The organism is Shewanella ulleungensis (genome assembly GCF_014648315.1).
GTDB lineage: Bacteria > Pseudomonadota > Gammaproteobacteria > Enterobacterales > Shewanellaceae > Shewanella > Shewanella ulleungensis.
On sequence record NZ_BMQW01000002.1, the window covers coordinates 498013 to 511004 of the forward strand.

The following is a 12992-nucleotide window of genomic DNA, read 5'->3' on the forward strand; positions in this document are numbered from 1 at the left end:
CTGATTGATTAAGGCTTTTGCGCTTCTTGAGCAGCAATAGCGTCATTAAGTTGCGCTTCAACGTACCCTGGAGAGTGAGTTGAGGCTGAGATTAAACGGTACATTGCGGGGATCACCAATAAGGTTACGAAGGTCGCAAATGCCATGCCGGAGAATATCACAGTTCCAACCGCAATTCGGCTTTCGCTACCCGCACCCGTAGATATGATTAAGGGGATAGCACCAATCAAGGTAGTAAATGCAGTCATTAAGATTGGACGCAAACGGCGTGCAGAAGCATCGATAATAGCGGTATCAAGAGGTAAACCTCTATCGCGTAATTGGTTGGCAAATTCGACGATCAAAATACCGTTTTTTGTCACCATGCCGATAAGCATGATCATGCCAATTTGACTGTAAATATTCATGCCTTGATTAGTGAGTGCTAGGCCGATAAATCCACCAAAAATGCCCATAGGCACAGTGAACATAACTACAGCTGGGTTAATAAAACTTTCGAACTGTGCGGCTAAAACTAAATAGGCAATCAATAGTGCTAGACCAAATACCACTAACACACCAGATTGGTTTTCTTTAAAGTCTTTTGATTCACCCGTGTAAGCAATCGAAATATCAGTAGGTAATAAGCTCACGGCACGTTGCTCTAAAAAGTCGAGTGCTTCGCCTAAGGTATAGCCTTCACCCAAATTGGCTTTAATGGTAATCGACTTTTGTTTATTGGTGTGGCTTAAGCGTTGCGGCGAGGCGACTTCTTCAACATGAGTGACGGTGTCTAAGGTGATTAACTCACCTTTGTCACTTCTGAAATAAATCTTACTGAGGTCTGTTACGCTGTTAAAACTGTTTTCGTCACCACGAAGGTAAACATCATATTCTTCACCGCGCTCAATAAAGGTGGTTTCACTTCTGCCACCGAGCATGATTTCTAGTGTGGTTGATATTTCAGACACGCTAATGCCTAATTCTGCCGCACGTTGTTTATCGACGGTGACCACAAGTTCAGGTGTGGTTTCGGCATAATCTAAGTCTGCGCCCTCTAACATCGGGCTGGCATCAGCTTCTTGTTGCAGAATTTGCGCCCACTTAAATAATTCGGGGTAATCTGAGCCGCCCAGAACAAACTGTACGGGTTCACTCGACTGGCCTCTAAAGCCTGGAAGCATTGGGCGTACCATGACATCTGGAATGTCTTTTAAGGTTTGACTGATTAATCCTAATGCTTGTTTTACATCTATATCGCGGTCAGCCCAATCTTCTAATTGAATAATCGCAAAGCCTGTTTGATCGCCAGCACGGCCACCAAAAGCTGGTGCTTCCACGCTAAATGATTTCACTACGCCTTGTCCTAAAAGCGGCATTAATCGACTTTCTACAATATCCATATTGGCGATCATACGGTTATAACTTGTGCCTTCAGCTCCTTTAATAAAAGCAAATAACACACCACGGTCTTCTTGAGGTGAAAGTTGTGAAGGCACTTGTAGCATCAATAAATAACTGCCGCCTATACAGGCTACAATAACAATAGGGGCGGCAATGCGCCAAGCTAATGCCCACGTTACCATGCGGCGATAGTTTGTTTCTAGGCGAGTAAAACCTTTATCAATCCATAGGTTAAAGCGATTTTTCTTTACATTAGCTTTGAGAAGCTTGCTACCCATCACTGGGGTAAGAGTGAGCGCGATCAATGATGAGAAAATCACAGACATAGCCAGCATTACCGAAAACTCGGTAAAAAGCAGACCAACCATGCCATCCATAAAGGAAATTGGAAGAAAGACCATAACCAATACCAATGTGGTCGATATAACCGCAAAACCCACCTCACGTGTACCTTTATATGCGGCAAGTAATGGCTCTTCACCTTTTTCTATATGATGAAAGATGTTTTCTACTACCACAATGGCATCGTCAACCACTAAACCAATGGCAAGAATTAATGCCATTAAAGTGAGTAAATTAACTGAGTAGCCTAGGCTGTAAGCTGCCATAAAAGAGGCGATTAACGATACCGGTACCGTGACAGCTGGAATTAATGTAGCGCGAACTTGGCCTATAAAAATATACAATACCAGTACCACTAACAAGCCCGTAATTAACAAGGTGTTATAGACTTCGTTAATAGAGCGGTCGATAAACACGTTAGCATCATAATCGACGACAAGCTTAGTTCCGTCTGGTAAAAAGCCTTGTACTTTGTCGACTTCTTGCTGAACTAGCTTGGAAATCTCTAATGGGTTGGCATCTGACTGAGGCACAATGCCTAAGCTTAAATTAACAATACCATTGCTTTTGAAGGTTGAGTTTTCATTCTCTGCGCCAATAAAGACATTGGCGACATCTTTGAGATAAATAGGCGTACCATCTGAGGCTGTGTGTACCACTAAGTAATTAAAATCTTCAGGGCTGAAGTAGAGACGCTTGGTTCTCACAGACATTACCGTGGTGTCGTTACGCACTTCACCGCCAGGTGTTTCAAGGTTTTCGGTATTTAATGCACTAATAATGTCACTGGTTGTGACATTTCGGCCTGCCATTAACTGAGGCTTTAGTTGAACATACATGACCTTGTAAAGACCGCCAGAAATATTGACAGAGCTGACCCCAGTGATGAGACTAAATCGGTCTTCTAATACGCGCTGTGCATAGTCCGTTAATTGAGTACGGTCCATGTTCTCTGAGCTTAAATTGACGTAGATTGAAGGTTCACCGGTGCCGTTATCTTTCGATACAATAGGGTCATCAGCCTCGTCTGGTAAACGGCGCTGAGCTTTGGCTACTGCATCACGGACATCACTGACACCTTCGGTTAAATTCCAGCCTAATTCAAATTCAATTGAAATTCGCGACATGCCATTGCGGGTTGTTGAGGTTATCTCATCTATGCCACTGATCCCCGTGAGTTCATCCTCAAGAGTTTTAGTGACCTTACTTTCCATAATGGTTGCCGATGCTCCGCTGTAGGTTGTCATAACCGTTACAACAGGATTTTGTACATCAGGCATTTCTCTTACAGCAAGTTTAGAAAAAGACACCATACCAAATACGCAAAGCAATAAGCTCAGCACAATGGCTACAACAGGACGCTTAACAGCAGTATCACTAAGCCACATTATTTACGCTCCTGTGTTGGAGCTATTTTAGCGTGAGTTTGGTTTGCTGTGTTTTGATGGGCAAGGTCGTTTACTTTAATACCATCGCGCATATTCACTAACCCTTGGACCACTATGTTGTCGCCAATATTTATCCCAGATTCAATCAGCACTTGATCTTTTATACGTGCGCCCAACACCACCTCAGTGCGTTTAGCGATGTTATCTTGGTTGATAACATATACAAATCGTTTAGTGCCTGAGTATTCTAACGCTTGTACTGGAACGATAGGAGCTGAAACACTAGGGAAGGTTAATGTGGCAGACATCATCATGCCTGGTTTTAATTTGCCGTGTTGATTGTCAAATTGGCTACGAATGTTCAGGTTAAGTGTTTGTTCATTAACACGTGGGTCTATGGCAATAATATTACCGATAAATGTGTCTTTTGCCCATGCTCTGCTAATGGCATTGACTGGCATACCGGTACTTAACAGTGATAAGTAATGCTCAGGTACTTGTAAGTCTAATTGCAGTACCGACAAGTTGTCTAATGACAATAATTCTTCATTCATGCTGACCATTTTACCGCGGCTAAAGTTAATTAAACCTGTGTTGCCACTAAAAGGGGCCACTAGCGTGTGATAAGCCAAGTCTGTTTGCGCTGACTGCAAGCGGGCTAGGGCAATGTCGACACTCGATTTTTGCGCTTCTATTTCAGTTTGAGTGATAGCATTAACATTAATTAGCTTTAAAAACTCGTTGAGTTTACGGACTTCATCTTTATGGTAAGCCTGAGCTTCTAAGACACTGGCTTTGGCTTTGCTGTCATCTAGGCTCAGTAAGACTTGGCCTTTGCTCACGTGCTGATTAGAGGTCACTGTAATAGTGTTGATTTTGCCACCTACTTGAGGAGCAATCATGACTGAATCTGTTGCGGCTAATTTACCGATAAGCGTAATAGATTGAGATAAGTCATGCTGTTCAACACTTGCGGTTACTACCGGGACAACTTTCTCTACCCGTTGAGGTTTTGGTGCAGCTGTTGCACTGACACTTAATACGCTGGTGGTGAAAATTATCAAGGCGGTGGAAAGCGTATTTAAGCCATGCTTTATTATCATTTTGGGACGTCTCTATAAACAATGCGCGGGGATCCGCAGGCTGTGAATTAGCATATGAACATATTGTAATTATATTGGATAAAAATGAGCGTAAAGTAATGTAAAGCTTTTGGTTTGTTTGTAACAAGGCACTTTTGCAAATAATCATATACCGACGATGTCATTTCCAGCAGATAAGTTTTTACTATAAGCAATCCACAAAAAAGCCATATCGAGTGATATGGCTTTCAGTTTTACAAATGGGGCATCCCATCATCTTTTTAACACAACATAATTACTTTTCGATTGGCTCGTTGGTAAACTCAATGTTTTGCTTTTTCGTTGCCGGAGTCACGCCCATAAAGTATTCATAACCTTTATCGCTCGATGTTTTCTTAGCATCATCATCACTTAATTTAATGCTTGTTTGGTCTGAAAACAGCGTGTATTTCGCTTTAGGTTTTTGAGCTGCGGGTTGCTGTGCTGATTTTACCGAAGGCTTAAGTATCCCTTTTGGTACTTCTGCAACCACAACAGAAGGTTTACTAACTGATTTTTTAGCTGTGGCCACGTTAGAGAACTTGTAATTAAATACGCCATTACCTTCAATGTTTTCCACGCTAGATTGGTCTTGGTTTTCGTAAGACGCTAAAATGCCGTGCTTACCTAATGGAATTTCGTGGAACAGTTTTTTACCAGTACCGATTTTAACACCGTTAACAAACCAATCAGCAGGAACGTTACTCACTAACGTGACCATTGCTGACTTTAACCCTAATTTTTCATTGAGCATTTCGTCGATTTTATTGTTATAAGATGGCTTAAATTTCATTGCCACTTTGTAGTTTAAATCGCCTCTCATGTTCATGTTCGCGTCAATGACTTCATACGACAGTAATACACTTTTATCGTTTAAGAATGGAGATTCATTACGCGTGTTGCTAAGAATACTGCTTTGTGATTCTTTTAAACAATCTGCAATCGTTTGGTACTTAGAGCATTCAGTTGAGCCATTGATGTTAACCGGAAGCGTACTGCTTGATTTTGATAAGTCAGCAATTAAACGGTTAGTTATGTCAGTTTTGAGTTTAAATAATTGCTGACTTTTTGATGCCCGCTGTTTGTTGATTTGTTCGTATTCAGACAGAATTTCAACTTTTTCAGTTTCAAGACGTTTGCTGTCTTCTTCTGCTTTCACAGTTAATTCATCGACTAGAGTCACTGACTCTTCAATTTGCTTATACGTATCAGGCAGAGAGGTTTTAGTGCGAATTGCCTGTGGTAAACCATTAATCAGTTCATCATAACGCTCTTGTTCTGATGCAATAGTCTTTTTTAGGCCTTCTACGTCGTAGGCTTTCTTATTAAGTTGAGAGAATTTGTCATTCACATTGATCAACAGGCTATCGATATCATATTCGGTTTCGATTTTGTTAAGTGTCTGTTTTTCTGAATTGGTGATGACTTCGAGTGCCGCAAACGAGTTGCTTGCGTATAAGCACAATAAAGCAAGGCTAATTGAACCGTATCTCACTGATCTCTCCATAATATTTCTCTACAAGCTGGAACCATCGACACTCTGTAATGCGCTGAGTGTAATCAGCAAAGAGCAAAATAATCCGTTAATAATTTATAATACTGAAGTTATTTTGGCTTTACAAACAGATTGTGGTGCATTGCTCACAATAAATTGACAAAATTTTGACACTTCTAGATGTTGAGGTGAGTTTATAGTGAAAACAAGCAAATATAAACGTAAATCAGCCTGATAAAGCAAAACAGAGACCGAAGCCTCTGTTTTAATATGTAAACGCTACTTGCTTATGCGCTTGTATTTTAACCGGTGTGGTTCAACCACATCAGTACCCAATGTTTCTTTTAGCCAGGTAGAGTATTCAGTATAGTTACCTTCATAGAAGTTCACTTTACCTTCATCACGGTAATCAAGGATATGAGTCGCAATACGGTCGAGGAACCAACGGTCATGCGAAATAACCATGGCGCAACCTGGGAACTCCAATAACGCTTCTTCTAATGCGCGCAATGTTTCAACGTCTAAGTCGTTGGTCGGTTCGTCGAGTAACAATACGTTGCCGCCTGCTTGCAGTAGCTTCGCTAAGTGAACACGGTTACGCTCGCCACCCGATAATGTGCCAATGATTTTTTGCTGATCGCCACCACGGAAGTTAAAACGGCCAACATAGGCACGGCTTGGAATTTCAGTGTTGTTAATCCGCATGATGTCTAAACCGCCAGAAATCTCTTGCCATACGGTATTTTTATCATTCATTGAATCACGGAACTGCTCAACTGACGCGATTTGAACTGACTCACCAACCGAGATAGAACCGCTATCTGGTTGTTCTGCACCCGATATCATTCTAAATAATGTTGATTTACCTGCACCGTTAGCACCAATAATGCCGACGATTGCCCCTTTAGGGACGGTAAATGTCAAATCGTCAATTAACACTCGATCACCATATGACTTGGTTAAATTAGTCACTTCGATGACCTTGTCGCCCAAGCGAGGTCCAGGTGGAATAAATAGTTCGTTAGTTTCGTTACGCTTTTGGTAATCGTTGGTATTCAATTCTTCAAAGCGAGCCATACGGGCTTTGCCTTTTGATTGGCGACCTTTAGCACCTTGGCGCACCCATTCTAATTCTTTAGCAATGGTTTTCTGGCGAGCACTTTCAGTTGATGACTCTTGCTGTAAACGGGCATCTTTTTGCTCTAGCCATGATGAATAGTTACCTTCCCATGGAATACCTTCACCGCGGTCAAGTTCTAAAATCCAGCCAGCAGCATTATCTAAGAAGTAACGGTCATGGGTAATCGCCACAACGGTGCCGTTATATTCTTGTAAAAAGTGCTCTAACCATGCCACTGACTCAGCATCTAAGTGGTTGGTTGGTTCGTCAAGTAATAGCATTTCTGGTTTTTCAAGCAACAAGCGGCAAATCGCCACTCGGCGACGTTCACCACCAGAAAGCACTTCAATTTTTGCATCCCATTCTGGTAAGCGTAATGCATTTGCTGCACGTTCAAGAATGCGGTCAAGGTTATGAGCATCTTGTGATTGAATAATCGCTTCTAATTCACCTTGCTCTTTTGCAAGTGCATCAAAGTCTGCATCAGGTTCAGCATAGGCGGCATACACTTCATCTAAACGGGTTAACGCATTTTTAGCTTCACTTACTGCTTCTTCTATGGCTTCGCGCACGGTCTGCTGCTCATTTAAGCGCGGCTCTTGCGGCAAATAACCAATTTTAAGCCCCGGCATTGGGCGTGCTTCACCCTCAATTTCTGTATCTATACCGGCCATGATGCGTAATAGAGTAGATTTACCAGAACCGTTTAAGCCAAGTACGCCAATTTTAGCGCCTGGGAAAAAGCTTAACGAAATGTCTTTTAAAATTTGCTTTTTAGGTGGAACAATCTTGCCCACACGAAGCATGCTGTATACAAATTGAGCCATGTTTATTCTGTCTAGTTGTCAACAAAGATGGCGATAATTCTACTGTATTCTTTGCGTAACTCAACAGGGGATTAGTGGAATTAATTTTACACTGCATCCAGGGAAATCAAATGTCAGCTGGGAGGACGAACTTGAATCGTTTTGTATTCAGAACACAGTGAATTTCATGTTGTTTGTACTGTGAATGATCATCGTTGCAGAGTAGAATACCGCGCAACCCTACTATATAGAAATTGATGTTGGAGCTACCATGTTGAAGAAAGCGATGAATATTGCGGATTACGATCCAGAATTATTTAAAGCCATTGAAGATGAAACTTGTCGTCAAGAAGAACACATTGAATTGATTGCGTCTGAGAACTATACCAGTCCACGTGTGATGGAAGCGCAAGGTTCTCAGTTAACTAACAAGTACGCTGAAGGTTATCCTGGTAAGCGTTACTATGGTGGGTGCGAGTACGTTGATGTTGTTGAAACATTAGCAATTGAACGCGCAAAAGAATTATTTGGTGCCACTTACGCGAACGTGCAACCACACTCTGGCTCACAAGCTAATAGCGCTGTTTTCATGGCTTTATTACAGCCAGGTGATACTGTTCTAGGGATGAATCTAGCTCACGGTGGTCATTTAACTCACGGTTCTCCTGTGAACTTTTCTGGCAAACTGTATAACATCATTCCTTACGGTATCGACGAGTCTGGCAAAATTGACTACGACGAAATGGAACGTTTAGCGGTTGAGCATAAGCCGAAGATGATGATTGGTGGTTTCTCAGCGTTCTCAGGCATTGTTGACTGGGCTAAAATGCGTGAAATCGCTGATAAAATTGGTGCTTATTTATTTGTTGATATGGCGCACGTTGCAGGCTTAATCGCTGCAGGTGTGTATCCAACGCCAGTGCCACACGCACACGTTGTGACATCAACTACTCATAAAACATTAGCAGGTCCACGTGGCGGCATTATTATTTCTGCAGCTGACGATGAAGATTTATATAAGAAGTTAAATTCAGCGGTATTCCCTGGTGGTCAAGGTGGCCCATTAATGCATGTTATCGCAGGTAAAGCGGTTGCATTTAAAGAAGCATTAGAGCCAGAGTTTAAAGTATACCAGCAGCAAGTGGTTAAAAACGCTAAAGCCATGGTTGAAGTGTTTTTAGCGCGCGGTTACAAAATTGTTTCTGGCGGTACAGAAAATCACTTAATGCTAGTTGATTTAATTGGCCGTGACTTAACCGGTAAAGAAGCGGATGCCGCGTTAGGCAGCGCGAACATTACGGTGAACAAAAACTCAGTGCCAAACGATCCACGCTCACCATTTGTAACATCAGGTGTTCGTATCGGTACCCCAGCCATTACGCGTCGCGGCTTTAAAGAAGCTGAAGCGAAAGAGCTGACAACCTGGATATGTGACATTTTAGATGACGCATCTAACAATGCGGTTATTGAGCGCGTTAAAGGCCAAGTGTTGGCGTTATGTGCTAAGTTCCCAGTATACGGTTAATCACTATTGCTTTTGAGGTTTAGGTTAACCTTGCTCAACAAATAGGATAAACTTTAATGGCCGCTAATTTTAGCGGCCATTTTGTTTTCTGCAGGAGGTTCAATGCATTGCCCTTTTTGTAGCGCGACCGACACCAAAGTAATAGATTCTCGATTAGTGGCCGATGGTCATCAAGTTCGCCGTCGCCGGGAATGTACCGAATGTCATGAACGTTTCACCACATTTGAAGGTGCTGAACTAGTCATGCCTAGAGTGATAAAACGTGATGGCACCAGACAACCGTTTGACGAAGATAAGCTGCGTGGCGGCATGTTGCGTGCAGTTGAAAAACGTCCGGTATCTATTGATGAAATTGATCAAGCGCTGACCAAGATTAAATCAACACTGCGCGCAACTGGTGAGCGTGAAGTGGATTCTGAAATGATTGGTAATCTGATGATGGAGCAATTAATGAGCCTAGATAAAGTGGCTTATATTCGTTTTGCTTCAGTTTATCGTGCTTTTGAAGATGTCTCTCAATTTGGCGAAGCTATCGCTAAACTGCAAAAGTAATCACCGAGTAAACGCTGATTTTTGAATAATATTTTATGGGCTTAACATGATATCAAACGAGAGTGATAACCATGTCTAATTGGTCTAGCGTCGATATTGAAATGATGAGCCGAGCCATTATGCTGGCAGAGCGGGGCCGTTATACCACTCGGCCTAATCCGTGTGTCGGTTGCGTGATTGTTGCTGATGGACAGATTATCGGTGAGGGTTACCATCAACGTGCAGGCCAAGGGCACGCAGAAGTGAACGCGCTAAAGATGGTTAATGAAAGTGGATTAACCGCGCAAGGTGCCACAGCGTATGTAACATTAGAGCCTTGCAGTCATTACGGACGTACGCCGCCATGTGCACTAGGCTTGATAAATGCTAAGGTTGCCAGAGTTGTTGTTGCTGTGACCGATGCCAACCCTGAAGTGTCTGGTCGTGGTATTGCCATGTTAAGAGAGGCTGGCATTCAGGTGGATGTTGGGTTACTCACTGAGCAAGCTTATGCACTTAACCTCGGTTTTATGAAACGCATGAAAACCGGTTTACCTTGGGTAACGGTAAAGGTGGCTGCTAGTTTAGATGGAAAAACGGCGTTATCTAATGGCGTGTCAAAATGGATTACAGGTACAGCTGCTCGTGCAGATGTGCAAAAGTATCGTGCCAGTCATTGTGCGTTAATTACCGGCGTTGAAACCGTGCTAATTGACGATCCCAGTTTAAATGTCCGCTTTGAATCATTGGGTGAATTGATGACCCGTCTAAGCCCTAATGACATTTTTCAGCCTCTAAGAGTCATATTAGATAGCCGTGCAAGGTTAACTGCAGCGCCACATTTATTCTCTATAACGAGCCCGATTTTATTGGTATCGGGTTGTGAGTACTCTGAACAAGTCAAAGCGCTGTTTCCGCCACATGTGTCTTTTTTAGTACTAGAGTGTGACTCGTTAGGTAGAATCTCATTGCCGGCCTTGTTAACGTATTTAGGTAAAACTGCAAACTCAGTGCTAGTAGAGGCTGGCGCAACGTTAGCGGGTGCGTTTGTAGCACAAAATTTAGCGGACGATGTTGTACTTTATCAAGCCCCTAAGATCCTTGGAAGCCATGGACGCAATATGTTGCAATTACCAGATTATACTTCCATGGAACAAACGCCAATGTTGCAACTCATTGATCAGCGCAACTTTGGTAAAGATCAGCGTTATATCCTCAGATATAACAAATCCTATTAATTGATTGTTGCCAAGGCTAAAAATCTGAGCGACAGCAAAGTATCAACGTTAAAAGTGAGTCATTATGTTTACTGGGATAATTGAAGCCCTTGGTACATTACGCAAAATTGATCGCAAAGGTAACGATATTCGCTTAACCGTTGCCAGTGGTAAATTAGATTTAGCAGACGTGAAATTAGGCGACAGTATTGCCACTAATGGTGTTTGTTTGACTGTCGTTGAGCGTTTAGCTGATGGTTATGTGGCTGATATCTCTGCTGAGACAGTGGCATTAACAGGCTTCAGCCATTATCAAGTAGGCCAGAAAGTAAACCTTGAGAAAGCCGTTACCGCTACAACTCGTTTAGGCGGTCACATGGTGAGTGGCCATGTTGATGGTATTGCTAAAGTTGAACACTGCGCTTACAGAGGCAAAGCGTTAGAGTTTTGGTTATCAGCACCTACAACGCTGAGTCGTTATATTGCACATAAAGGCTCGATTACGATTGATGGTGTGAGCTTAACCGTTAATGAAGTGGATGGAAGTCGTTTTAGATTAACAATAGTGCCTCACACTGCAGGTGAAACCACATTAGTGGAATTAAAAGTAGGTGATAACGTTAATATAGAAGTCGACTTAATTGCCCGTTATTTAGAACGTTTAATGCAGCCAGAAACAGAACATGCCAAGCCGTCATCGGGTGTGACGATGGAGTTATTGGCCAAGTCTGGTTTCTTACGTTAATCGTATTAACTTTTGTACCTCGTTCACTTATAAAATAAAAATAGAATCATTACTTCAGTATTGAAGCACACTCTTAATATATAAAGGTCTGACAATGGCGCTACATAGTATAGAAGAAATCATTGAAGATATTCGTCAAGGTAAAATGGTTATTTTGATGGACGATGAAGACAGAGAAAATGAAGGTGATTTGATCATGGCCGCTGACAAAGTGACGCCAGCAGCAATCAACTTTATGGCTACTTACGGCCGTGGACTTATTTGCCAAACGATGACCAAAGCACGTTGTCAGCAGCTTAATTTACCACTCATGGTAACTAACAATAATGCTCAGTTTTCAACTAACTTTACCGTGTCGATTGAGGCCGCTACTGGAGTGACAACCGGCATATCTGCCCATGACCGTGCAGTCACTGTTCAAGCCGCTGTAGCTAAAGATGCCAAAGCATCTGACTTAGTGCAACCTGGTCATATATTTCCGTTGATGGCGCAAGAAGGTGGTGTATTAACGCGCGCTGGCCATACTGAAGCTGGTTGCGATTTAGCGCGATTAGCTGGTTGTGAGCCGTCAGGTGTGATTGTCGAAATTTTGAATGACGATGGTACAATGGCGCGTCGCCCAGATCTCGAAATATTTAGCGAAAAACATGGTATTAAAATTGGTACAATTGCCGATCTTATTGAATACCGTAACACTAATGAAACCACTGTCGTACGTGAAGCGCAGTGTAAATTGCCGACCCGTTTTGGTGAGTTTACCATGGTCACCTTCAGAGACACTATCGATAACCAATTGCACTATGCTTTGGTTAAAGACGAGGTTAAAGCAAACTGTTTGGTCCGTGTACATTTGCAAAATACCTTTAATGATTTGCTGCACTCTGAACGCGATCAAAAACGCAGTTGGCCGTTAGAAAAAGCCATGGAACGCATCGCAACAGATGGTGGGGTTTTAGTGCTACTCGGCAACGATGAACATTCAAGTCAGTTGTTAGCAAAAGTAAAAGCGTTTGAAGCTGAAGATAATGGTCAATCACCAGCGCCAGCAATGTGGCAAGGTACATCACGTCGGGTTGGTGTTGGTTCGCAAATTTTATCCAATTTAGGCGTGACGAGTATGCGCCTATTAAGTTCACCAAAGCGTTATCATTCTTTGTCAGGCTTTGGTCTAGAAGTGACTGACTATATTGCCGAGTAATGTTGGCGAATGGTAAATTTAACAATTTCATTAATTGCATAGCGCTCAGGGCTAATGGCTGTGATATCATAGCGCCTCTTTTTGCCCCGAGCCGGGTGCTTTAGCTAATTTAGGTAAGATA

The 12992-nt window shown here is 42.4% G+C and carries 9 protein-coding genes; 5 read left to right on the forward strand and 4 right to left on the reverse strand.

The genetic code is table 11. The features are described from left to right. Positions 1 to 8: 8 nt before the first annotated feature. The 4 genes from IEY40_RS05935 to ettA all read right to left on the reverse strand — a co-directional run bounded on the left by IEY40_RS05935 (position 9) and on the right by ettA (position 7676). Entirely contained in the window at positions 9 to 3113 is a 3105-nt protein-coding gene (locus IEY40_RS05935) for a multidrug efflux RND transporter permease subunit (protein ID WP_188954264.1), read from the reverse strand. Beyond that, positions 3113 to 4216, reverse strand: coding sequence for an efflux RND transporter periplasmic adaptor subunit (locus IEY40_RS05940; RefSeq protein ID WP_188954266.1), 1104 nt, complete (start codon positions 4214 to 4216; stop codon positions 3113 to 3115). The genes IEY40_RS05935 and IEY40_RS05940 overlap by 1 nt, the downstream gene beginning before the upstream one ends. Before the next feature lie 274 nt (positions 4217 to 4490). Beyond that, complete coding sequence (locus IEY40_RS05945) at positions 4491 to 5729, reverse strand: hypothetical protein (RefSeq protein ID WP_188954268.1); 1239 nt, start codon at positions 5727 to 5729, stop codon at positions 4491 to 4493. Between the two features lie 279 nt (positions 5730 to 6008). Further along, positions 6009 to 7676, reverse strand: a complete 1668-nt coding sequence (ettA, locus tag IEY40_RS05950) for an energy-dependent translational throttle protein EttA (protein WP_160053666.1) — start codon at positions 7674 to 7676, stop codon at positions 6009 to 6011. Positions 7677 to 7926: 250 nt separating this feature from the next. On the opposite strand from ettA, the gene glyA reads away from it, so the two are divergent. From glyA to ribBA, 5 genes are all read left to right on the forward strand, one after another. Continuing rightward, a complete protein-coding gene (glyA, locus tag IEY40_RS05955) occupies positions 7927 to 9180 on the forward strand; it encodes a serine hydroxymethyltransferase (RefSeq protein ID WP_188954269.1) in 1254 nt (417 codons plus the stop codon). A 102-nt stretch (positions 9181 to 9282) separates the two neighbouring features. Then, the gene (gene nrdR / locus IEY40_RS05960) at positions 9283 to 9732 is read left to right on the forward strand and encodes a transcriptional regulator NrdR (RefSeq protein ID WP_188954271.1); all 450 of its coding nucleotides are present in this window, start codon (positions 9283 to 9285) and stop codon (positions 9730 to 9732) included. 71 nt (positions 9733 to 9803) lie between these two features. Next, a complete protein-coding gene (gene ribD, locus IEY40_RS05965; RefSeq protein WP_188954273.1) occupies positions 9804 to 10949 on the forward strand; it encodes a bifunctional diaminohydroxyphosphoribosylaminopyrimidine deaminase/5-amino-6-(5-phosphoribosylamino)uracil reductase RibD in 1146 nt (381 codons plus the stop codon). A gap of 64 nt (positions 10950 to 11013) precedes the next feature. Continuing rightward, entirely contained in the window at positions 11014 to 11673 is a 660-nt protein-coding gene (locus IEY40_RS05970) for a riboflavin synthase (RefSeq protein ID WP_188954275.1), read from the forward strand. Between the two features lie 94 nt (positions 11674 to 11767). Then, a complete protein-coding gene (gene ribBA, locus IEY40_RS05975; protein WP_188954277.1) occupies positions 11768 to 12871 on the forward strand; it encodes a bifunctional 3,4-dihydroxy-2-butanone-4-phosphate synthase/GTP cyclohydrolase II in 1104 nt (367 codons plus the stop codon). Positions 12872 to 12992: the final 121 nt, after the last annotated feature.